A 21,370-nucleotide genomic window follows, 5' to 3' on the forward strand; every position below is an offset into this window, starting at 1 on the left:
CCGGCGGGTGGGGCGGCCGTGTCCGGGCGGTGTCCCACCCCTGCCCCGGCCGTCTCTCCCGTCCGCTTCCCGAAGGAGATTCCACCCGAAAACAGGCCCTGCTGACTCCTTCGCGAAACGGCCGGCACTGACCGGTTTCCCTGCCCTCCGGGCCACTCGGAAGCCCCTTTCCGTGCCCGGTCCCCCACATGGCCATCGGCGTGGCCGTGTCTACCGAGAAGCAGGTGCGTGAAAGTGTCTTTACGCGACATCGAGGTCAAGTTGCTGCGCGCGCTCGTGGCGATTGTCGACGAAGGCGGATTCGCCTGTGCCGCCCGTTCCCTGCACGTCACCCAGCCGACCATAAGCCAGCAGATCCAGCGGCTGGAATCCATTGTCCAGGCACCGCTGTTCGAACGCACCAGACGCCCGCTGCTGCTGACCCCCGTCGGCCGCGAGGTGCTGGCGCACGCCCGCCGGGTGATCCTGCTCAACAACGAGGTGCTCGGCCGGATATCGACGCTGGGCTCGCTGGACTCGCTCAGCCTGGGCTGCTCGGTCCACTTCGCCGACGGTCTGCGCACGATGCTCAGCGAACTGGCGGCGGAGAGACCGCAGTTGAAGTGCTCGATCGCCACCGGCCTGAGCGCCGCGCTGGCCGACCGGGTCGCCCAGGGGGAGCTGGAGGCGGCGATCCTGCTGGGCATCGAGACGCCGCGCTGCGAGATGCTGGGACGGCTGCGGGTGGCCTGGTACGGGCCGGACTCGCCGCTGCCCGAGGAACCCGTCCCGGTGGCCCTGGTCAGTGAGCGCTCGGCCCTGAGCCGGCGGATCATCGAGACCCTGGCCGAGCACAACGTCCCCTGGCGGTCGGCCCCCTGGTGCTCGGACCCGCTGGCGGTGCGGGCCTCGGTCCGGGCCGGGCTCGCCTACACCGTGCTGACCGCGAACGTGCACCACACCGACCCCTCGCTGCGTCCGGTGCCGTCCGGCACCCTCTGTCCGGACCCGGAGCCCCTCCCGGTCTACCTCGCCTTCTCCCCCTCCGCCCGCGAACCGGTGATCGGGGCCGCCCGCTCGGCGGCCCGGGCCGCGCTCCGGGACGTCCCGCTCGGCCCGCCCTGACCGTGACCGTGGCCGGACGGGACCCGGCGGGGCGGAGCGGGAACCCGCCCCGGCCGACCGTCCCGCCCCCGCCCCCACCCGGGCGGACAGGCGGACGGGCGGACGGGCACCCGGACGGACGGGCGGAGGGGCACCCGGACGGACGGGCGGAGGGGCGGAGGGGCGGGACCGGACGGTCCGTCAGTAGTTGTTGCGGGCGGCCCCCTTGGCGGCCAGCTTCGGCCCGTACGGCGCCGAGTCCAGCCAGGCGCCCGCCTTCTGCCCGGCCAGCGCCACCGCGACGGCCATCCGCCGCCGCAGCCGGACCGCGGGCCGCTGCGCCACCATGTGCTCCAGCGCGGTGCTGGCGCAGCCCCGGTTGTACAGCGCCGCCTCCTTGCGCTCGGCGGCGAACCGGGCGATCTGCGCGGTGGCCGCGGCCCGCCCGTCGGCCGACAGCGCGTCGTGCACCGCCTCCACCGCCCGGACCGCGTCCGGGATGCTGGAGTTCATGCCGCGCGCGCCGAACGGGGCGAACAGGTGGGACGCCTCGCCGGTCAGCAGCACCCGGTGGTGGGTGTCGGTGAACTCGGTGGCCACCTGCTGGGCGAACTTGTAGGTCGACACCCAGCTGACCCGCTCCCCGTACGCGGCGGGCATCACCCGGGAGATCCAGCGGCTCAGCCCCTCGGGGGAGACGAAGCGCTCCGGGTCGTCGTCGACCGCCAGGTTGAGGTCGACCCGCCAGCCGCCCGCGAACGGGACGATCAGCACGTTCCGGCCGCCGGCCTTGGGGTGCTTGTAGTGGAAGACCCGCTCGATCGGCACCGGGTGGGCCGGGTCGTCCTTGAGGTCGACCACCACGAAGGTGTTGCGCGAGCGCGGGCCCTCCAGCGGGACGCCGATCGCGTCGCGCAGCGGCGAGCGGGCGCCGTCGGCCGCGATGACGTAGTCGGCCTCCCAGGCCCGCCCGGTGGAGTCGACCAGCCGGACGCCGTCGGGGGTGGTCTCGGCGGACTTCACCTCGACGCCGTGGTGGAACTCGACGCCGTGCTCGCGGCAGGCCGCGGCCATCAGGTCCTCGGTGTCCACCTGGGGCAGGCTGGTGAACGGGGGCAGGCCGTCCTTGGCGAAGCGGGGGTAGGTGCGGGTGTAGATCTCGTGCCCGGCCCAGAAGGAGCGCTTGGTGGCCCACATCACGCCGCGGCCGGCCACCCGCTGCCCGAGTCCGGGGCTGAGCCGCTCCAGTTCGCGCAGCGAGGCGCCGTGGACGTACGCGGCGCGGCTGCCGGGCCGGACGGTCTCGGCGGTGCGCCGTTCCAGGACGACGGCGGGCATCCCGGCGGCGCGCAGCGCGAGCGCCGCGGCGAGCCCGGCCGGGCCCGCGCCGACCACCAGGACGGGGTGGCGGGTGGTGCGGCGGTCGGCGGCGCGGTCCACGGGGTGCTCCTGACTGCTCGTCGGCCCGTCTCCGGTCGGCCGGTCGCCGATCGGCTCGCTGCTCGTCGGCCGGCTGCTCGTCGGCTCGCTGCTCATCGGCCGTCCCCCGTCAGGTGGAGCGTGTCGGCGGTGAAGAGGACGATGCGGCCGGCGAGGCCGCCGGTCAGGGCGGCGTGCCAGAGCGCGGTGCGGATGCCGGTGCCCTCGCGGCGCAGCACCACCTCGTCGGTGGGCGAGGTCAGTTCGAGGTAGTCGCCGGCGGACCGGGCGTCCATGCCCGCCTGGCGGGCGGCGGCCACCACCGTTTCGAACTCCGGCACGTCGAGTACGTACAGGGCGAGCGTCATGGCGCGGGCACCTCCAGGTTCTTCCGGATGAGTTCCGCCTTGCGCTGCCACATCGCCTGCACCGAGGGCCGGGGCGCGCCCGTGACGTCGATCAGCGCCTGGAGCGTCAGTTCGGCGTCGCGGGCGTCGATCCCCGACATCTCGCGCAGCGGCCGGGTGATCTCCAGTTGGAGACCGTTGGGGTCGTCGAAGTAGATCGACTCGATCAGCTCGTGGGCGAGCGGCGTGGTGACCCGTACTCCGTGGGCCTTCAACCGGTCGCGCCAGGCCAGCAGTTCCTCCTCGGTCTCGACGTGGAAGGCGACGTGCCGCGAGCGGTGCATGAGGTCGCTGGGGGGCGCCTCCTCGGGCAGGTCGAAGTAGTAGAAGAACGCGATCCGGTTGCCCCGGCCCATGTCGAAGAAGAAGTGCACGAAGTCCGGGTAGTCGTCGGTGACCCACCCGGTGGCCGTGATGGCGTGCACCAGCGGCATGCCGAGGGCCCGGGTGTAGAACTCGTACGTCTCGCGCGGTCGCCAGGTGACGAAGGCCAGGTGGTCGACCCCGTCGACGCTCAGCCCCTGGGACGGGGCCGGCGGCCGGATGGGCGGTGGTGCGGTAGCCAATGTTCCTCCTGGAGACGGGTAGGGCGGAACCGGGCGCGCGCTCGGGGGTGGGTCAGGACTTGGCGGGTGCCTTCCCGCGCAGTCCGGTACTGGTGACGACGGCCCCGAGCAGCAGGACCAGTCCGCCCACGATCAGCGCCCAACGGGTGCCGTCGGCGCTGGACGAGGACAGGTTGAGGATCACGCCGAGGACGGCGACGCCGAGCGAGGCGCCGACCTGGCGGGCCGAGTTGAGGACGCCGGCGCCCATGCCGGCGAACTCGGCGGGGACGGTGCTCGCCATGCCGGCGACCAGCGCGGGCAGGGCGAAGGAGACGCCGAAGCCGAAGGCCAGCAGGCCCACCACGGTCGCCACCAGGGCGAGCGCCGAGTCGTCGGTGAACGGCGCCTGGAGCAGCGCGCCGACGCCCATCAGGCTGAAACCGATGGTGGCGGGCTTGCGCGGCCCGATCCGGCCGACCAGCCGGCCGGTGTAGATCGGGTTGAAGGCGGTCGGCAGGGTCAGCGGCAGGAAGACCAGGCCGGCGACCACCGGGGAGTAGCCGCGGCCGTCCTGGAAGAACAGCGACAGCACGAACAGCAGGCCGGAGAGGCCGAAGTTGGCCAGCAGGCCCGCCGCGACCGCGGGCGAGAAGCCCGGGCTGCGGAACATCCGCAGCGGGACCATGGCCGCGTCCCCGGCCCGCAGCTCGGCGGCGAGGAAGACGATCGCGCCGAGCACGGTGAGCCCGAAGGCGACCAGCACCCCGGGGGCGCCCCAGCCCTTGTCCGGGCCCTCGATCAGCGCGTACACCAGGGCCGCCAGGGCGACCACGGAGCTGATCTGGCCGGGCAGGTCGAGGCCGCTGCGCTGCTTGCGGGCGGTCTCCGGGGCCAGCCGGAGCGTGATGACCAGGCTGATCACCGCCAGCGGGACGTTGATCAGGAAGATCGCGCGCCAGCCGACGGTGTCGGTCAGCACGCCGCCGACCACCGGTCCGGCGGCCAGCGCCGCGCCGGTGATCGCGGCCCAGGAGCCCACCGCCCGGGCCCGCAGCGCGGGGTCGGTGTAGGCGTTGGTGATCACCGCGAGCGAGGAGGGCAGCAGCAGCGCGCCCGCCGCGCCCAGCGCCAGCCGCAGCGCGACCAGCACCGGCAGGGTGGTGGCCAGCGCCGAGACGCCGGACAGCACGCCGAACGCGACCAGGCCCCAGACGAAGACCCGGCGCCCGCCGAAGCGGTCGGAGAGCCAGCCCGCGGTGAGCAGCAGGGCGGCGAAGGTGATGGTGTAGCCGTTGGTGACCCACTGCAGGCCGCTCAGGCCCACGTGGAGGTAGTCGGCCATCGCCGGCAGGGCCACCGAGACGATGGTCATGTCCAGCAGCACCATGAAGTAGCCGAGCGAGAGCCCGATCAGCAGGGTGCGGGGTGGTCCTTCGGGGCCGGTGGGAGTGACGGCGGCCTGGACGCCGGCCTGGGTAGCCATGTGTGCTCCTCGTTCAAGAATGGCATGCCTCGCCCCCGGATCATCGGTTGGTCGGAGGCGGGAAGTGCCATTCTTCCGGACCCGGAAGGGGAGTTGACGGTACTGACGACGGGAATGGCCTATGGATACAATCGGCCCAGCCGATAGATCGTCAGAGGGGTACCACCATCATGGAGTTACGACACCTTCGCACGTTCGAGGTGGTTGCCCGGACGCTCAGCGTGACACAGGCGGCGCGCGAGTTGCACTACGCCCAGTCCAGCGTGAGCGATCAGATCCAGTCATTGGAACGCGAGTTGGGCGTCGAACTGATCAACCGCTCGCAGCGCAGGATCCGGCTGACCCCGCAGGGCGAGGTGCTCTCCTCCTACACCGACCGGATCCTCAAGCTGATCGAGGAGGCCCGGTTCGCGGTCTCCCGGCCCACCACGGAGCTGGCCCTCGGCGCCCTGGAGACCCTGGGCCTGTACCTGCTGCCCGAGGTGCTCTCGTACTACCGCGAGCTGTACCCGCAGACCAGGGTCCGGGTCTCCCAGTTCAACCGCGGCGAGCTCTACCAGTCGGTGCGCCGCGGCGACCTCGACCTCTGCCTGACCTTCGGCACGCCGCCGGAGGACAGCGGCCTGCGCGCGGAGACGCTGGCCGAGGAGCCCCTGGTGATCATCGTGCCGCCCGGGCACCCGCTGGCCGCCCGCGGCCGGGCCGACCTGGCGGAGCTGGCCGCCGAGCCGTTCCTGGCCACCCAGCAGGGCTGCGGGTTCCGGGAGATGTACGACGGCGCGTTCGGGGGCGCCGGCGGCAAGGAGCCGGTCGCCGAGGTGGACAGCATCGGCACGCTCGGCGCCTGCGTCTCGGCCGGGATGGGCTGCGCGCTGCTGCCGCTGGTCTCGGTCCGCAACCAGGCCGACCGGGGCGAGGTGGCGGTGGTGGAGATCGGCGGCAGCGAACTGCGGACGGCGATCACCATGACCTGGCTGGACCGCAACTCGGCCAACCCGAGCCTGATCGGCTTCCAGACCGCGATCCGCAAGCAGCTGGCGGGCTGAGCGCGGGCCGTTCGCGGAGCCGTTCGCGGAGCCAGCCCCGGAGCCGTTCGCCGGACGGCCGACCGGGAGGCCGACCGGGAGGCTGACGGGGAGACGGGTCCGGGGGCTCATCGGGCCGTGTCCAGGTCCGCCCGCCGCTGCCCGTCCCGGGGGCGGGGCACGAACGGGGCCGCCGGGGCCGACGGCTGCACGGGAAGCGGCGGGACCGGCGGGACCGTCGGCTGCGCGGGGTCCGCCGCGGGCGGCGGGTCCAGCGGGATCTCCTTCAGCCGGGCCCGGGCGATCTTGCCGGTGACGGTGGTCGGCAGCCGGTCGACCACGACCAGCTGCTCGGGCAGCTTGTAGGTGGCCAGGCCCTTGCCGGACAGGTGCCCGGTCACCTCGTCGAGGGTCAGCCGGGCGCCCTCGCGCAGGGCGACCAGCAGGCAGGAGCGCTGGCCCAGCCGCGGGTCGGGCCGCGCCACCACCGCGTGCTGGGCCAACTGCGGCAGGTCGTTGAGGAGTTCCTCCACCTCCAGGGCGCTGAACTTGAGCCCGCCCCGGTTGATCAGCTCGTCGCCGCGCCCCCGGTAGCCGACCGAGCCGTCGGGGTGGAGGGCGGCCAGGTCGCCGGAGCGCAGCCAGCCGTCCGCCGTGAACGCGGCCCGGGTCAGCTCCGGCGCGTGCAGGTAGCCGCGGAACAGGTACGGGCTGCGGTACTGGAGCTCCCCGGTCTCGCCGGAGGCGGCCGGGACGCCCGCGGCGTCCACCACCCGGACCTCGCCGCCGGACACCGGGCGGCCGATGGTGGCCGCCGCCTCGGGCGGGTCGCCGGGGCGGGTGAAGGTGCCCGCGCCCACCTCGGTCATCCCCCACTGGACGATCAGCCGGGCGCCCAGCCGTCGGCGCACGCCCTCGGCCAGTTCCCGGGGCACCGGCGCGCCGCCGGTGCGGACCTCCCGCAGCCCGGCGACCGGACGCTCCGGCCCGGCCGCCGCCTCCTGCTCCAACAGGGCCATCAGGTCCCGCAGTTGGGCCGGTACGGCGAACGCGGCGGTGGCGCCGGCGGTGCGCAGCGCGGCCAGGAAGCGGCGCGGCTCCCAGCTCTCGAAGAGCCCGACCGCGCCCGCGCCGACCAGTGCCAGGTGCACCGAGAGCATGCCGAAGGCGTGGCTGAGCGGGCTGGCCGAGACCACGGTGTCCCCGGCGCCGAGGCCGCCGTCGGCCGCCACGGCCGCGGCGTTGCCGAGCAGTCCGGCGTGGCTGTGGACGCAGAGCTTGGGGCGCCGGGAGGTGGTCCCGGAGGAGGCGAGCAGCATCAGCGGCGCGTCCGGGTCGCGCGGGGGCTCGGGCAGGTCGCCGGTCGACTCCGGCGCCCCGTCCAGCAGTTCGGCCGAGCTGCGCAGCCCGTCCGGGCCGTCCGCCGACCGGGGCACGGCGCCGCCGGAGACCCAGACCTCCCGCAGCGCGGGGAGGTGCTCGCGCAGGGCGCGGATCTCCGCGGTCCGGTCCCGGCCGCGGTAGGAGTCCCGGGCCACCAGCGCGCTCGCCTGGGACTGTTCGAGCAGCGAGCGGACCTCGTGCGCGCCGTACCCGGAGTGCAGCGGCAGCAGCAGGACGCCGAGCCGGGCGGTGGCCGCGTGCAGGACCACCAGCTCCCAGCCGTTGGGCAGTTGGGCCGCCAGTACCTCGCCGGCCCGCAGTCCCCGCCGGTGCAGGGCGGCGGCGGTCCGTTCGGCCTGGCGCAGGCAGTCCTGCCAGCTGTACCAGCGGTCGCCGTCCAGGACGGCCGGCCCCGGGCGGCGGTCGGCGGCCCGCTCCAGGGCTTCGCCGAAGGTGCGGGAGACCGGGGAGACCGTTGTCGATTCCTCGGGGGGAGCTTTCACGGAGGTCCTCCATCGGCGTCGGCGCAAACATCCGGTGCTTTCCGACCGGGATTCTGCTCATGCCGCCGACCGCCCGTCCAGGGCGCCCCGATAAGGGATTCCAATTCACCCGGACCGGTCGGTCCGAATAAGGAGCCCTTATATCCGGACCGCCCGGGCGGTGGCGCCCACCGCGGTCCGGCGGATTCGCCCCGGAAGCTTCGGCCGTTCCGATGTGATCCATCGGCGGCACCGGTCGAAGGGCCCCGGCGGTGCCCAAAAGGGGCACGGACCAGGCGGCACGCGTTAAGAACAATCAATCGGGGGGCGCGGGCCGGCCGCTTCCGGACGGGCTCGGGGTGGGGGCGCAACACGCCGGAAAACCGTTCGGCCGGGCCGATGGACACCATCGAGAAAACCGAATCCGCCCGTTTGCCCAGGCCACGGGGCCGGACCGGTGGGAATCCGGCCACTTCGGCCGGCCGGTCCGGCCCGATCGGCCCTGGAAAGGCTTGCCGAACGGTCCGCGGCCACTACAGAATTCCGGTCGTCCCCGTTGCAGGAGGTATCGATGTCGATTGCACGACGTTTCGAGAAAGCGAATGCAGAGCCGGGGTCGGTCCACGGAATTCCGGAGACCGGTGGCTTTTCCGGGGCCGGGACGCGCCCCGGGTCCGAGGTCTTCTCGGCGGCCGGGCTGCGCCAGTTGGACGACGTCGTCCGCAGCGCCCGGCTCGCCTCCGCGGCGGTCGCCTCGTCCCTGCTGGCCCCCGTCCCGGCCGGCGGCGACGCCGCCGCGCTGACCGAGCAGCACTGCGTGTTCGACCACTGCGGCCTGCTGCTGTTCCCCCGCACCCTGGACGAGGGCCTGCACGGGCTCCAGCAGCTCGGCCTCGCGCCGTCGCCCGTGGTGCCCAGCACGGTGGTGCGCCGCCGGCTGGCCGAGCGCCACGGGCTCGACCCCGCCGACTGCGACGTCCGGATCACCCGGCTGCGGCTCGGCCTGCCCAACGGGCGCCGCCACGCCGCCGTGGAGGTGTTCCTCTTCCCGCGCGACAGCCGGGCGTACGCCCCGCAGGTCGAGGAGGCCGAGGTGGTCAACGGCTTCGAGCAGCACACCGCGTTCGTGGTGGCCCGCCCCAGCACCGGGCTGCTGACCCGGCTGGTCGCCTCCTGGCGGGTCGAGGCCGGGCTGCTCACCGAGGGGGGCGGGCACAACCCCCACGAGGGCGGCCCCGACGGCTCGACCGTCATGTACTTCGTCCGCGAGCACGACCACCCGGGGCTGCGCCGCCGGTTCGAGCTGCACTGTCCCGGCGACCTGACCGCGTTCATCGCCGGACTGCCCGAACAGACCGCGGCGGTCCGGCACGCCTACGCCGCCTGGCACCCCGTCGACCCGGTGCTCGCCGCCCCGCCGGCCCGCTCCGTCTGAGACCCGCCCGCACCGCACCGCACCACACTGTCCCGCGCCACTCTGCACCGCACCACCCTGCACCGCGCCGTCCCGTCCGGGCCGGACCGCTCGGCCGGCTCGACCGCTCCGCCCGCTCAGCCCGCTCCGCCCACCGCCCCACCTCACTCGGGAGAATCCTGTGCTGCGCAACGACACACTCACCCCCCGAGGCGTGGCCCTCACGCCCGAGCTGCACGACTACCTCCTGGCCCAGGGCCGGATGACGCCGGACCCGCTGCTGGCCGAGCTGATCGAGCGGACCCACGCGGCGATCCCCGACCAGGCGCACATGTCCGTCGCCCCCGAGGAGGGCGCGCTGCTGACCTTCCTGGTCCGGCTGCTGGGCGCCCGCCGGATCGTCGAGGTCGGCACCTTCACCGGCTACTCCTCGCTCTGCCTGGCCCGCGGCCTGCCCGCCGACGGCTCGCTGATCACCTTCGACGTCTCGGCCGAGTGGACCGAGCTGGCCCGCGAGTTCTGGGTCCGCGACGGCGTGGCCGACCGGATCGAGCTGCGGCTGGGCGACGCGCTGCAGACGCTGCGCGCGCTGCCCGCCGAGCCCCACCTCGACCTGGCCTTCATCGACGCGGACAAGCCCGGCTACGTCGGCTACTGGGAGGAACTGGTGCCCCGGCTGCGCCCCGGCGGCCTGCTGCTGGTCGACAACACGCTGTTCAGCGGCCAGGTGATCGAGGAGGACCCGGGCCCCAAGCCGGCCGCCGTCCGGGCGTTCAACGAGCACGCCCGGCGCGACGAGCGGGTCGAGCTGGTCATGCTGCCGATCGCCGACGGGCTGACCGCGGCCCGGCGGCTGGCCCCCGGCGAGCGCGCCTCCCGCGGCCCGTGGAACGAGGGCCCGCGGTGACCGGCACCGCCCGCCCCGGCCACCCGCCGCAGCACCTGCTGCCCGCCGAGCGGCCGTTCACCGACCTCGACGAGGAGTGGACCCGGCAGGCCGCCACCGCCGAGCAGCAGCCCGACTGGAGCGACCCCGTCCGGGCCGCCGCCGCCCGCGCCGAACTGGCCCGGCTGCCCGGCCTGGTCACCTGGGCCGAGGTCCGCCACCTGCGGACCCTGCTCGCGGAGGCCGCGGCCGGCCAGTACCAGGTCGTCCAGGCCGGGGACTGCGCGGAGGACCCGCAGGAGTGCGAGCCGTCCACCGTGGTCCGCAAGGCCGCGCTGCTGGACGCGCTGGCGGGCGTGATGACCACCGGCACCGGCCGGCCGGTGCTGCGGATCGGCCGGATCGCCGGGCAGTTCGCCAAGCCGCGCAGCGCCCCGACCGAGACCGTCGACGGCCTCGAACTGCCGGTCTACCGCGGCCACCTGGTGAACGCGCCGGAGCCCACCGCGGCCGCCCGGCGGGCCGACCCGGGGCGGATGGTCGACTGCTACCACGCGGCCCGCTCCGCCGTGGCCTGCCTGCGCCAGCGCGGCGGCGCCTGGGGGCTGCCCGCCGGGGCCCCGGTGTGGACCAGCCACGAGGCACTGGTCCTGGACTACGAGCTGCCGCTGCTGCGCCGGACCGCCACCGACGACATCCTGCTGACCTCCACCCACCTGCCGTGGATCGGCGAGCGGACCAGGAACCCGGACGGCCCGCACGCGATGATGCTGGCCCAGGTCGCCAACCCGGTCGCCTGCAAGATCGGGCCGACCACCCGCCCGCAGGACCTGCTCGCGCTCTGCGACCGCCTGGACCCCGGCCGCGAGCCGGGCCGGCTGACGCTGATCGTCCGGATGGGCGCGGCCGCGGTGGCCGCCGCGCTGCCGCCGCTGGTGGCCGCCGTCCAGCGGGCCGGCCACCGGGTGGTGTGGCTGTGCGACCCGATGCACGGCAACACCGTCAAGGCACCCAACGGGGTCAAGGTCCGCTCGGTGCGGACGCTGGTCGCCGAGGTGCACGCCTTCCAGGAGGCGGTCGCCGCGGCGGGCGGCATCCCGGCGGGCCTGCACCTGGAGACCACCCCGCACGAGGTCGCCGAGTGCGTCTGGGCCGACCCGGCGGAGCTCGGCACCGGGCCCGGCACCGCGCCGCCCGGCACCGCCTCGCACTGCGACCCCCGCCTCAACCCGGCCCAGGCCGTCGAGGTGGCCCGCGCCTGGGCGGGCCCGCCCGGGCCGCTCACCGCCCACCGGTGACCGCCGGTGACCGCCGGTGCCCTCCGACGTCCGCCACCGCCCACCGATGTCCACCACCGCCCACCACTGTCCACCAGTGAATGAACCGAACCCGAGGGAAAGGGAACGATCCTGATGAGCGAGACCATCCTGCGCACCGACGACGGCGCCATCTTCATGATCAACGTCTTCGACGTCGAGCCGGAGAACCAGAAGGAACTCGCCGAGGTGATGAGCGAGGGCGCCGAGAAGTACATCCGCAACCGGCCGGGCTGCCTGTCGGTGAACATCCTCACCAGCCGGGACGGCAAGCGGCTGCTCTACGTCGCGCAGTGGAGCCACAAGGACGGCATCAAGGCCGCCATGGGCGACCCCGACATCCAGCGGGTCCGGGACCGCGCGGCCGAGCTGGCCAAGCCGGACCCGCACGCCTACACCGTCTACTCCCTGCACCACCCGGACCCGGCCCCGGCCGACGCCGAGCAGGGCTGACCCCGGACCGGACCCGGACCGACCCCGGCCGCCCGGCCCGCTGACCCCCCGTCAGCGGGCCGGGCTCCAGCCGAGCAGCGGGCCGAGCCGGGTGGCGAGGTCGGTGAGGATCTGGGTGTAGTCCTCCGGCGCGAAGGTGAACGGGAGCGCGAACGCGACCTCGTCGCTCTCCCGGAACGCGGCGTGCGCGTACAGCCGTTCGGCGAGCTGCTCGCTGGTGCCGACCAGGTCGGGGGCGAACAGCAGCCGGCCGGGGCCCTGCGGGGCGCGGGTGCGGGCGAGCCGGGACGCGGCGTACGCCTCGTACTTGGCGCGCTGTTCGGGGGTGGCGCCGTCGGTGGGGACGACCACCAGTCCGTGCGAGACCCGGGCCGCCTCGCCCGCGGGGTGGGCGGCGCGGAACGCCCGGATCAGGGCGAGCTGGTTGGCCTCGAAGTCCTCGCTCTCCTCGGCCCGCACCACGCTGCTGGTGAGCAGGTTCAGCCCGTGCTCGCCGGCCCAGCGCACCGAGCGCAGGCTGCCGCCGCCGTACCAGACCCGCCCGGCCAGGCCGGGCACGTGCGGCTGGACGCGCTCGGAGTACGCCTCGATGCCCTCGGTGCCGCGGAAGCTGCTGGCCCGCTCCCCGCGCAGCAGGCCGAGCAGCCGCTCGACCCGCCCGTAGCCGAAGTCTTCGCGGTCGGCGGTGTCCGGGTACAGCGCGTCCTTGACCTCCTCGTAGTGGATCGGCACGCCGACGCTGACGCCGGGGTTGAGCCGTCCGCCGGACAGCACGTCGACCGTCGCCAGGTCCTCCGCGTAGCGCAGCGGGTTCTCCCAGCCGAGCGGGGTGACGGCGGTGCCGAGGGCGATCCGGCGGGTGCGCTGGCTGGCGGCGGCGAGCACCGTCAGCGGCGAGGAGATGCCGTACTGGAGGTGCCGGTGGCGCAACCAGGCGCTGTCGAAGCCGAGTTGCTCGCCGAGTTCGATCAGCCGCAGGGTGGCCTCGTGGCCGCCCGCCGGGTCGTGCTCGTCGAACAGGCCGATGGTCAGGAATCCCAGCGAGCGCAGCGGCCGGTCGGGGGTGGGCACCGGGTTCCTCCTCGGTCCGTTCGGTCTCCGTCCCGCCACGCTCACACACCGGGGCCGGGATGATCAACCGTCGGCCGGGATTGTGACCTGGCGTCACGCTCCCGCAACACCGCCGGTTCCCCGGTTCCGTCCCGGCCCGCCGTCCGGCCCGGCTACGGTGGCTGCTGCCACCGGACGCGCCGGACGTCGGGTGCTCCGGGAGGGACGACGATGTTCGCCAGGGTGTTCCCCGTCCCCGTGTTCGCCGGTCCGCTCCCCCGCGGGCGGCGCGCCCTGCTGGTGGCGGCCGTGGCGCTGGCCGCGGCGGGCTGCGGCTCCTCGGGCGGCAGCCCGGACGCCGCGGCCCCGGCCCCGGCCCCGGCCCCGACCTCCGCCGTCTCCCCGACCTCCGCCGCCTCCGCCTCCCCGACCGCCTCCGTTCCCGGCTCGGTCAGCGTCACCGTCACCGTCAGCGGCGACCCGTCCGCGGCCGGGCCGGCGGGCCGCCCGGCCGACCCCTGCACGGTGTGGACGGACGAGCAGGTCAGCGCGGCGATGGGCGGCGGCTCCCGGCTGCTCGCGGAGGGCCCGTCCACGGAGCGCCCGTGGTCGTGCACCTGGGGCTCGCGCCGCTCGTACCTGTCGCTGCGGCTGGTCGACGACGCGGTCTTCGCCCGGACCACCGCGGACCCGGCCTTCACCTCGGTGGCCGTCCCCGGCGTCGGTGACGGCGCGGTGCTGCTGACCCGCGCCGAGGACGGCGGCGACCCGGAGCTCCTCTTCACCGTCGGCGCCTCGCACTACGCGATCGAGGCGGTCGCCGACCGCGCCGGGACCGGCGCCGCCGACGCGCCCGCCGAGGCCGCCGCCGAGCAGTCCCTCGGCAGGCTGGCCGCCGGGAGACTGCGCGGCTGACGCCCCGCCGCCGGGCCGGTCAGCCCCGGTAGGTCTCCAGCAGCCGGAGCCAGACCTCGCTGATGGTCGGGTAGGCGGGCACGGCGTGCCAGAGCCGGGCGAGCGGGACCTCCCCGGCGACGGCGACGGTCGCGGAGTGCAGGAGTTCGGCGACGCCGGGCCCGACGAAGGTGACGCCGACCAGGACCTCGCGGTCGAGGTCGACGACGGCCCGGGCCCGGCCCCGGTAGCCATCGGCGTACAGGGCGGCGCCGGAGACGCTGCCGAGGTCGTAGTCGACGGCGCGCACCCGCAGCCCGGCGTCCCGGGCCTCCTGGAGGGTGCGGCCGACGGCGGCGACCTCGGGGTCGGCGAAGACCACCTGCGGGACGGCGGCGTGGTCGGCGGTGGCCACCGAGCGGCCCCAGGGGGCGAGGTCGAGGGGGCGGCCGGCGGCCCGGTCGGCGATCACGCCGCCGAAGACCCGGCCCTGGTACTTGCCCTGGTGGGTGAGGAGCGCGCGGTGGTTGACGTCGCCCGCGGCGTACAGCCAGCCGGCCGGGACGCCGGTGGCGCGGCCGGTGTCGTCGGTCTCGATCCAGCCGCCGGGTTCGAGCCCGACGGTGTCGAGGCCGAGGTCGGCGGTGGCGGGGCGGCGGCCGGTGGCGAACAGGACCTCGTCGGCGGGCAGCCGGGTGCCGTCGGACAGGTCGAGGGCGAGCGCGCCGGCCCCGGCGGACTCGCGGTGCACGGCGGTGACCGAGACGCCGAGCCGGACGTCCACCCCGGCGGCCCGCAGGCCGTCGGAGACCAGCTGCCCGGCGAAGTCCTCGGTGCGGTCCAGCAGCCCGCCGCCGCGCACCAGCAGGGTCACCTCGCTGCCCAGCGCCCGCCAGGCGGTGGCCATCTCGACCGCGACGACGCCGCCGCCGACCACCGCGAGCCGCCCGGGCACCTCCTGCGCGGAGGTGGCCTCCCGGCTGGTCCACACCCGGGCCCCGGCCAGCCCCGGCAGGTCGGGCAGCGCGGCCCGGGTGCCGGTGCACACGGCGACGGCGTGCCGGGCGGTCAGGGTGCGCCGCCCGCCGCCGGGCGTGTCCACGGTGACCCGCCGTTCGCCGTCCAGCCGCCCGTGCCCGCGGACCAGGTCGATCCCGGCCGAGGCCAGCCACCCCACCTGCCCCTCGTCGTGCCAGTGCGAGGCGAACCCGTCCCGGCGCGCCAGCACCGCCGCCGCGTCCAGCCGTCCCGCGGCGGCCTCCCGGCTGCCCGCCACCCGCCGGGCGTCGGCGAGCGCCGCGACCGGGCGCAGCAGCGCCTTGCTCGGCATGCACGCCCAGTACGAGCACTCGCCGCCCACCAGTTCGCTCTCCACCAGGGCCACGCTCAGCCCTCCGGCGCGCGCCCGGTCCGCCAGGTTCTCCCCGGTCGGCCCGCCCCCGATCACCACCAGGTCGTAGTCGTCACGCCCGCCGCCCTCGGCACCCATCCGCGTCCACCCGCCCTTTCCGACTCGTCCGCCGCCCGGTGACGGCACATCAGCCCCATCGTGCACCACACCCGGCCGTCCGCCGTCCCGGCCCGGCGGGGTGTCACGTCACGTCGGGGCCGCCCCCGTCCGGGTGGGCGGGGGCGGCCCCGGGGTGCCGTCAGCTCTGCTTGATCGCGGAGACGTCGAACTCCAGCACCACCTTGTCGCCGACCAGCACGCCGCCGCCCTCCAGCGCGGCGTTCCAGGTGATGCCGAACTCCTTGCGGCTGATGGTGACCGAGCCCTCCAGGCCGACCCGGAGGTTGCCGTAGGGGTCGACGGCGTTGCCGGTGTAGTCGAAGTCGATGCTGACCGGCTTGGTGGTGCTCTTGATGGTGAGGTCGCCGGTGACCCGGTACTCGCTGTCGGACTTCTGCTCGACCCGGGTGGTGCGGAAGGTGATGTCGGGGAAGTTCGGCGCGTCCAGGAAGTCGTTGGTGCGCAGGTGCTGGTCGCGCTGCTCGACGCCGGTGTCGATGCTCTGGGTCTTGATCACCACCTGGCCGGTGGACTCGGCCGGGTCGGCGCCGTCCAGGTGGGCGCTGCCCTCGAACTGGTGGAAGGCGCCGCGCACCTTGGTGACCATGGCGTGGCGGGCGACGAACCCGATCCGGGTGTGGGTCGGGTCGAGGACGTAGTCCCCGGTGAGCTCGGGCAGGCTGACGGTCATGGTCTGCGCTCTCTTCTCGCGGCGGTGCGTTTGCGGGGGGCCGGCGGCTGCTCGCCCCGGTCCCCCGCAAACGCTAGGCGTTCGGCCCGGCTCGGCTCCTCGTGACACGCGGTCGGCGGGCCGACGAGGGACCGCCGGAGGTTCGCCGACGGCTCGTCAGCGGGCTCAGCCGAAGCGGCCGTTGACGTAGTCGGCGGTGCGCTGGTCGGCCGGGTCGGTGAAGAGGCGTTCGGTGGGGCCGGACTCGACGATCCGGCCGGGGGTGTCGTGGGTGGCGAGGAAGAACGCGCAGGACTGGGAGACGCGTTGGGCCTGCTGCATGTTGTGGGTGACGATGACGATGGTGACCCGGTGGCGCAGTTCGGCGATGGTCTCCTCGATCCGGCGGGTGGAGGTCGGGTCGAGGGCGGAGCAGGGTTCGTCCATCAGCAGGATCTCCGGGGAGACCGCGAGCGAACGGGCGATGCACAGGCGCTGCTGCTGGCCGCCGGAGAGCGCGCCGCCGGGGGTGCCCAGGCGGCTGCTGACCTCGTCCCAGAGCCCGGCCTGCCGCAGACTGGACTCGACCAGGTGGTCGCGCTCCTCGCGGCCCGCCCTGATGCCGGCCAGCTTGAGCCCGCTGACCACGTTGTCGTACAGCGACATGGTGGGGAACGGGTTGGGGCGCTGGAAGACCATGCCGATCCGGCGGCGGACCTCGGCGGGGCGGCGGCCGGGGGCGTAGACGTCCTCCCCGGCGAGCAGCACCTCCCCGGCCAGCGCGGCGCCGCGCACCATCTCGTGCATCCGGTTGAGGATCCGCAGGTAGGTGGACTTGCCGCAGCCGGACGGGCCGATCAGCGCGGTGATCTCACCGGCCCGCATCGCGAACGAGACCCGTTCGAGGACCTTGCGCTGCCCGAACCAGGCGGTGACCTCGCGGGTCTCCAGCCCGGACAGCGGGCGCTCCGGCGGCGCGGCGGCCACCGGCGGCAGCGGCACCGTGGGCGGGTCGTCCTGGTCTCCGAACTTCTGCACGGGGAAGGGGGGTTGGGCGGTCTCGGTCATCGGGGGGCGGTCCTTTCCCGGAAAGCCGGAGGGTGTCAGTAGACGTTGGGGAGCAGCGCGGCGGCGTTCTCGTACACCGACCAGAGCAGGGCGGCGACCACCGGCGCGAAGCACAGGTAGGCGGCGGCGCGGCGCCAGCGGCGAGTCGTGACGACGGCCGCGACGACGGCCAGCAGCAGGGCCAGCGACCAGAGTTGGAGCGCGGACAGGGCGCCCTTGTCGGCGGCCAGCGCCTTGTCGGCGGCGGTGGTGGCGGGCCGCTTCGCGCCGGCCGGTTCGGGGTCGCCGTCCAGCCGGGCGCCGACCAGCACGGTGCTGGTGGGGATCCAGTCGGAGTCGCCGGTGACCAGCACCAGCCGGTTGGGCGCGGCGTCCTGGATCGGGTGGTCGCCGTCGCCGTGGGCGTTGACGGTGTAGTGGAAGCTGCCCTGGCCGGTGGTGACGTCGATCCGGTCGCCGACCCGGAGCCGGCCGAGGTCGGCGAACGGCGCGCCGAACGCGGTGGAGCGGCCGAACAGGACGGCCACGCCGGGCTGTCCGGGCAGCACGGTGTCGCGCCGGTGCCCGGGGCCGCGCATCAGGTCGCGGCCGGTGGTGCCCTCGACCACCACGGCCTGGCGCAGGCCGAGCGCCGGGATGTCGAGGACGGCCAGCGGCGCGCCGTCCTCGGTGGGGCCGGTCGGCGCGGTGGCGTTGGCCAGCCGGTCGCGCAGGGTCGCGTAGGCGGTGGACTGGTGGCGGGCCTCCTGGAGGCCGGACAGCGCGAAGAGGTAGCCCGCGAAGCCGAGCAGCAGCACGGCCGCCAGCGTCACCGCCCGGGCGACGGCCGGCAGCAGGCGCCACCGGGGCCCGCCGGGGACCGGCTCGGAGCCGGACCCCCTGGCGTTCTTCTCCGGCGCGGACGCGGATGCGGGCGCGGGCGCGGACGCGGACGCGGGCAGCGGTCCCGGTACGGCCGCGGACGGCCGTTCGAGGGCGGGCGCGGTCATCTGCTGGTCTCCTCGACTGCGGCGGATGCGACGGATACGGCGGATGCGGAACGTGCGGGGACCGCGGCACCTGCGGCGGGCACCACCGGCGCGGCAGACCCAGCCGGTACGGCAGGCACCACCGACGCGGCAGACCCAGCCGGTACGGCAGGCACCACCGGTGCGGCGGACCCCACGGGTACGGCAGGCACCACCGGTACGGCGTCCGCGGCGCGGATGGCGGTCCTCGTGGCGGGGTTCACCGGCTGCCGCCCGCCGACCGGTCGCGGCGGCGCCACCAGGCGGCCAGCAGCGGGGGGACGGCGACCACGCCGAGCAGTTCGAGCGCGGTGAGGGTGGAGAGCAGCCAGTCCTGCGGCCGTCCGCCGAGCGCGACCACCGCGGCGGGCGCGGCGCCGCCGGTGCCCCCGCCGGTGCCGGAGCCGCCGCTGCCGGCGTCGAGCACCTCGCCGGTCTGCGGGTCGATCACCGGCTGGGCGCCCTCGGCCCCGCCGGTGCCCGTCCCGCCGGTGTCGCCCGTCCCGCCGGTGCCGCCGCCCGTCCCACCGGCACCGGCGCCGCCGCTGCCGGAACCGGCTTTGCCGGAGCCGGAGTTGGCGCTGCCGGTCTTGACCGGCTGGCCGTTCTGCACGGTGCAGTCCAGCGGGCTGCCCTTCCTGTCGCAGGGGCTGGGCTGCGGGGCGTTCTTGAGCACGGTCAGCTCGCCGGCGGAGTTGAACGTCGGGTTGGGGCAGTTGGTGAGGGTGTTCGGGTCGACGGGGCTGGCGTTGCCGGGGATGTGCTGGGTCTGGAGCAGTCCGCCGCGCACCAGGTTGCGCGGGATCGGCGAGTAGCCGAGGTCGTCGGCCTCGCCCTGTCCGGCGCACAGCACGTACGCGAGGTAGCGGCTGAGCGCGCTGCCCTTGGCGTCGTTGAAGCGCGGCGGCACCGGGCGGGAGGCGTTCGCCCGGGGCACGATCAGGTAGCTGTAGGAGGAGATCGGGTAGGAGCGGGCGTCGCCGTTGTTGTAGACGCCGTCGAGGTTCTGCTGGAGGTAGTCCGGGTCGTCGGGCGAAGTGCTGTCGTCGACGCCGCGGATCTTCGCGGCGGTCAGCGCCACCGCGACGTTGGAGGCGGTCGGCAGGGTGTAGTACCCGGCCGGGTTGAGCATCTTGACGACGGGCCAGTTGCTGCGCTTGGCGAAGGCGTACTCGTCGTAGCCGATCGCGCCGATGCCGGTCGGCGACTGGATGTAGCCGGCGACCACGTCGGAGCCGTTCTGCGCGGTCATCCGGCCGGACGGCGGGAAGAACTCGGTGTAGTCGCCGCAGCTGACGCCGTTGACCTTGGTGCAGTACGCGTCCCACTCGGCCTGGTGGGTGTGCTCCATCCAGCGGGTGAACTGGGCGGTGGCGCCGGAGCCGTCGGAGCGCACCACCGGGGTGATCGGGATCTTCGGCAGCGCCTTGCCGTAGTCGGCGGTGATCTTCGGGTCGTCCCAGGAGGTGATCCGGTTGGTGAAGATCCCGACGACGGTGTCGGGCGACAGCCGCAGGTCGGTGATCTTCTTGCCGCCGAGCTCCAGGTGGTACATCAGCGCGGTGCCGCCGGCCGTGATCGGGACGTAGGAGAAGCCGTACTGCGGGTTCTCCGCGCCGCCCAGGCCGCTGCCCTGCTTGCCGGGGTCCACCCCGCTGTCGCCCTTGCTGCGGAACGGCACGTCGGAGGCGGTGAAGTCGTCCTGGCCGATGGACCACTGGACGCGCCCGGCGGCCGAGCCGACCGGGTTGAAGTCGATCTCGATGCCCATCGGGCCGACGTCGCGCCGCCACTGGTCGATGGCCGGCCCGGCCCAGCTGGAGCCGTCCGCGTTCAGCGAGGTCGCGGCGTGCGCGGGGGTCGCGCCGAGCAGCGCGGTGGGCAGGGCCAGCGCGGCGGTGAGCAGCGCCGAGGCCAGGTGACGGAGTCGCACGGGACGGGTCTTCCTTCTGTGACGTGTCATCGGTTCTCCACCGCCGGCGCGGTCGTGGCCAGGACGGGTGCGGCTGCCGGTACGGGTACGGCTGCGGGTACGGCCACGGACGCGGTGTCCGCGGTGCGGGCCCGGCGCGGCGGGCGGCGGGTGGGCCGGTCGGCGGGGGCGCGGTGGCGGCCCAGCACCCGGGCGGTGACGAACAGCACCAGCACCACGGCCATCAGGGTCAGCGCGCCGGCGAACGCCCGGGCCACCATGTCGGGGTAGGGCTGCTTGACGTAGTTCCAGACGTACAGCGGCAGGCTGGCCTGGTTGCCGTGCAGCGGGTCGAGGTTCATCCGGGCGGTGAACCCGGCGGTGAGCAGCACCGGGGAGGTCTCGCCGACGCCGCGGGCCATGCCGAGCACCACGGCGGTGGTCAGTCCGGGCCGGGCGGTGGGCAGCACCACGTGCCACACGGTGCGCCACTGGGAGGCGCCGAGCGCGTAGGACGCCTCCTTGAGGGTGCCGGGGACGAGCCGGACGACGACCTCGGCGGCGCGGGTGACGATCGGCGTCATCATCACGGTGAGGGCGAGCGAGGCGGCCAGTCCGCTCTTCTCGGCGCCCAGGGTGAGGATGACCACGCCGAGCACGAACAGGCCGGCCACGATGGACGGCAGCGCGGTCATCGCCTCGACCAGCACCCGCACCGGCTTGACCACCCGGGCGCCGCGCCGGGTGGTCCCGGCCTCGACCAGGAAGACGGCGGTGAGGATGCCCAGCGGCACCGAGAACAGGGTGGCCAGGCCGAGCTGTTCGAGCGAGCCGACCACGGCGTGCAGGCAGCCGCCGGAGGTGATCGGCGACAGCGGGGCGGTGGTGCGCATGGTCTCGGTGAAGAAGTTCCAGTGCCGGGCGGCGTCCAGGCCGCGGACGGCGACGTAGCCGATCTGCTCGACGATGACGGCGAGCACCAGCAGGCCGGAGCTCCAGGCCAGCGCGGTGGCCAGCCGCTCGCGGACGGTCAGGGCGTCCCACTGGAGCCGCCCGGCGGCGGTGTACACCGCCAGGAACAGCAGGTACCAGCAGAGCAGGAAGCCGAACGCGCCGCTGAACGGCAGCACCCGCTCGTACAGCACCCAGTCCAGGGCGAGCGAGCCGGTGGCGGCGCCCAGCAGGGTGAGCACCTCCTCGCGGGTGGTGCCGCCGAGCCTGATCCGCCGCTGCTCGGGCGGGGCGGTGGCGGCGGCCGTGTCGGTGTCGGTGTCGGTGTCGGTGTCGGTGTCGGCGGTGACAGTGGCGGCGGCGGGAGCGGCGTCGGTGGCGGTGTCGGGGGGTGTGGGGTGCATCGGGG

Annotated in this window: 19 protein-coding genes; 7 read left to right on the forward strand and 12 right to left on the reverse strand. The window is 74.8% G+C overall.

From position 1 onward, the window contains the following. Positions 1–234: 234 nt before the first annotated feature. The gene (locus ACIP60_RS19250) at positions 235–1,104 is read left to right on the forward strand and encodes a LysR family transcriptional regulator (protein WP_400685888.1); all 870 of its coding nucleotides are present in this window, start codon (positions 235–237) and stop codon (positions 1,102–1,104) included. Between the two features lie 180 nt (positions 1,105–1,284). Here the strand turns inward: ACIP60_RS19250 and ACIP60_RS19255 are convergent, their stop codons facing one another. From ACIP60_RS19255 to ACIP60_RS19270, 4 genes are read right to left on the reverse strand one after another with little or no spacing between them, the layout of a single operon-like run. Beyond that, positions 1,285–2,619 carry an FAD-dependent oxidoreductase gene (locus ACIP60_RS19255; protein WP_400685891.1) on the reverse strand — a complete coding sequence of 445 codons (1,335 nt, stop codon included), beginning with the start codon at positions 2,617–2,619 and terminating at the stop codon, positions 1,285–1,287. Continuing rightward, a complete protein-coding gene (locus ACIP60_RS19260) occupies positions 2,616–2,870 on the reverse strand; it encodes a hypothetical protein (protein WP_400685893.1) in 255 nt (84 codons plus the stop codon). The genes ACIP60_RS19255 and ACIP60_RS19260 overlap by 4 nt, the downstream gene beginning before the upstream one ends. Next, positions 2,867–3,475: a VOC family protein gene (locus ACIP60_RS19265; protein WP_400685895.1), complete on the reverse strand. Its 609-nt coding sequence runs from the start codon at positions 3,473–3,475 to the stop codon at positions 2,867–2,869. Before ACIP60_RS19265 ends, ACIP60_RS19260 begins: the two co-directional genes overlap by 4 nt. 52 nt (positions 3,476–3,527) lie before the next feature. Further along, complete coding sequence (locus ACIP60_RS19270; protein WP_100835046.1) at positions 3,528–4,940, reverse strand: MFS transporter; 1,413 nt, start codon at positions 4,938–4,940, stop codon at positions 3,528–3,530. A gap of 170 nt (positions 4,941–5,110) precedes the next feature. Between ACIP60_RS19270 and ACIP60_RS19275 the strand changes: the two genes are divergently transcribed. Then, positions 5,111–5,986 carry a LysR family transcriptional regulator gene (locus ACIP60_RS19275; RefSeq protein ID WP_111552683.1) on the forward strand — a complete coding sequence of 292 codons (876 nt, stop codon included), beginning with the start codon at positions 5,111–5,113 and terminating at the stop codon, positions 5,984–5,986. Between the two features lie 107 nt (positions 5,987–6,093). Here ACIP60_RS19275 and ACIP60_RS19280 read toward each other — a convergent pair whose 3' ends face one another. Further along, positions 6,094–7,851 carry an AMP-binding protein gene (locus ACIP60_RS19280; RefSeq protein WP_400685898.1) on the reverse strand — a complete coding sequence of 586 codons (1,758 nt, stop codon included), beginning with the start codon at positions 7,849–7,851 and terminating at the stop codon, positions 6,094–6,096. Between the two features lie 685 nt (positions 7,852–8,536). Here ACIP60_RS19280 and ACIP60_RS19285 point away from each other — a divergent pair. The 4 genes from ACIP60_RS19285 to ACIP60_RS19300 all read left to right on the forward strand — a co-directional run bounded on the left by ACIP60_RS19285 (position 8,537) and on the right by ACIP60_RS19300 (position 11,899). Continuing rightward, positions 8,537–9,265, forward strand: a complete 729-nt coding sequence (locus ACIP60_RS19285) for a hypothetical protein (protein ID WP_400685900.1) — start codon at positions 8,537–8,539, stop codon at positions 9,263–9,265. Positions 9,266–9,506: 241 nt separating this feature from the next. Further along, positions 9,507–10,151, forward strand: coding sequence for an O-methyltransferase (locus ACIP60_RS19290; RefSeq protein WP_400686375.1), 645 nt, complete (start codon positions 9,507–9,509; stop codon positions 10,149–10,151). Between the two features lie 38 nt (positions 10,152–10,189). Further along, positions 10,190–11,428, forward strand: coding sequence for a 3-deoxy-7-phosphoheptulonate synthase (locus tag ACIP60_RS19295; protein WP_400686378.1), 1,239 nt, complete (start codon positions 10,190–10,192; stop codon positions 11,426–11,428). A 114-nt stretch (positions 11,429–11,542) separates the two neighbouring features. Beyond that, positions 11,543–11,899, forward strand: a complete 357-nt coding sequence (locus ACIP60_RS19300) for a putative quinol monooxygenase (RefSeq protein ID WP_100835050.1) — start codon at positions 11,543–11,545, stop codon at positions 11,897–11,899. A 51-nt stretch (positions 11,900–11,950) separates the two neighbouring features. Here ACIP60_RS19300 and ACIP60_RS19305 read toward each other — a convergent pair whose 3' ends face one another. Then, complete coding sequence (locus tag ACIP60_RS19305) at positions 11,951–12,970, reverse strand: LLM class flavin-dependent oxidoreductase (protein WP_400685903.1); 1,020 nt, start codon at positions 12,968–12,970, stop codon at positions 11,951–11,953. 210 nt (positions 12,971–13,180) lie between these two features. Here ACIP60_RS19305 and ACIP60_RS19310 point away from each other — a divergent pair, with 210 nt between their 5' ends. Continuing rightward, entirely contained in the window at positions 13,181–13,864 is a 684-nt protein-coding gene (locus ACIP60_RS19310; RefSeq protein WP_400685905.1) for a hypothetical protein, read from the forward strand. Positions 13,865–13,883: 19 nt separating this feature from the next. Here ACIP60_RS19310 and ACIP60_RS19315 read toward each other — a convergent pair whose 3' ends face one another. The 6 genes from ACIP60_RS19315 to pstA all read right to left on the reverse strand — a co-directional run bounded on the left by ACIP60_RS19315 (position 13,884) and on the right by pstA (position 21,365). After that, positions 13,884–15,332 carry a dihydrolipoyl dehydrogenase family protein gene (locus ACIP60_RS19315; RefSeq protein ID WP_400685907.1) on the reverse strand — a complete coding sequence of 483 codons (1,449 nt, stop codon included), beginning with the start codon at positions 15,330–15,332 and terminating at the stop codon, positions 13,884–13,886. 160 nt (positions 15,333–15,492) lie between these two features. Further along, positions 15,493–16,044 (reverse strand): YceI family protein, encoded by a 552-nt coding sequence (locus ACIP60_RS19320; RefSeq protein WP_400685909.1) that lies wholly within the window; start codon positions 16,042–16,044, stop codon positions 15,493–15,495. A 165-nt stretch (positions 16,045–16,209) separates the two neighbouring features. Beyond that, positions 16,210–17,091 (reverse strand): phosphate ABC transporter ATP-binding protein, encoded by an 882-nt coding sequence (locus ACIP60_RS19325; RefSeq protein ID WP_400685911.1) that lies wholly within the window; start codon positions 17,089–17,091, stop codon positions 16,210–16,212. A 35-nt stretch (positions 17,092–17,126) separates the two neighbouring features. Further along, positions 17,127–18,080, reverse strand: coding sequence for a sortase (locus ACIP60_RS19330; RefSeq protein WP_400685913.1), 954 nt, complete (start codon positions 18,078–18,080; stop codon positions 17,127–17,129). Between the two features lie 238 nt (positions 18,081–18,318). Further along, on the reverse strand, positions 18,319–20,031 hold the full coding sequence (locus tag ACIP60_RS19335) for a substrate-binding domain-containing protein (RefSeq protein WP_400685915.1): 1,713 nt from the start codon (positions 20,029–20,031) through the stop codon (positions 18,319–18,321). Between the two features lie 26 nt (positions 20,032–20,057). Then, positions 20,058–21,365, reverse strand: coding sequence for a phosphate ABC transporter permease PstA (pstA, locus tag ACIP60_RS19340; protein WP_400685918.1), 1,308 nt, complete (start codon positions 21,363–21,365; stop codon positions 20,058–20,060). Between the last annotated feature and the right edge of the window lie 5 nt (positions 21,366–21,370).

Source organism: Kitasatospora sp. NPDC088783, from assembly GCF_044750705.1.
In the GTDB taxonomy this organism is placed as follows: Bacteria; Actinomycetota; Actinomycetes; order Streptomycetales; family Streptomycetaceae; genus Kitasatospora; species Kitasatospora fiedleri.

Excerpts from the sequence above, each read along its gene's own strand:
- ACIP60_RS19255 (WP_400685891.1), bottom strand. The coding sequence starts at position 2,619 with ATGAGCAGCGAGCCGACGAGCAGCCGGCCGACGAGCAGCGAGCCGATC.
- ACIP60_RS19260 (WP_400685893.1), bottom strand. The coding sequence starts at position 2,870 with ATGACGCTCGCCCTGTACGTACTCGACGTGCCGGAGTTCGAAACGGTG.
- ACIP60_RS19270 (WP_100835046.1), bottom strand. The coding sequence starts at position 4,940 with ATGGCTACCCAGGCCGGCGTCCAGGCCGCCGTCACTCCCACCGGCCCC.
- ACIP60_RS19275 (WP_111552683.1), top strand. The coding sequence starts at position 5,111 with ATGGAGTTACGACACCTTCGCACGTTCGAGGTGGTTGCCCGGACGCTC.
- ACIP60_RS19290 (WP_400686375.1), top strand. The coding sequence starts at position 9,507 with ATGACGCCGGACCCGCTGCTGGCCGAGCTGATCGAGCGGACCCACGCG.
- ACIP60_RS19300 (WP_100835050.1), top strand. The coding sequence starts at position 11,543 with ATGAGCGAGACCATCCTGCGCACCGACGACGGCGCCATCTTCATGATC.
- ACIP60_RS19310 (WP_400685905.1), top strand. The coding sequence starts at position 13,181 with ATGTTCGCCAGGGTGTTCCCCGTCCCCGTGTTCGCCGGTCCGCTCCCC.
- ACIP60_RS19315 (WP_400685907.1), bottom strand. The coding sequence starts at position 15,332 with ATGGGTGCCGAGGGCGGCGGGCGTGACGACTACGACCTGGTGGTGATC.
- ACIP60_RS19320 (WP_400685909.1), bottom strand. The coding sequence starts at position 16,044 with ATGACCGTCAGCCTGCCCGAGCTCACCGGGGACTACGTCCTCGACCCG.
- ACIP60_RS19325 (WP_400685911.1), bottom strand. The coding sequence starts at position 17,091 with ATGACCGAGACCGCCCAACCCCCCTTCCCCGTGCAGAAGTTCGGAGAC.
- ACIP60_RS19330 (WP_400685913.1), bottom strand. The coding sequence starts at position 18,080 with ATGACCGCGCCCGCCCTCGAACGGCCGTCCGCGGCCGTACCGGGACCG.
- pstA (WP_400685918.1), bottom strand. The coding sequence starts at position 21,365 with ATGCACCCCACACCCCCCGACACCGCCACCGACGCCGCTCCCGCCGCC.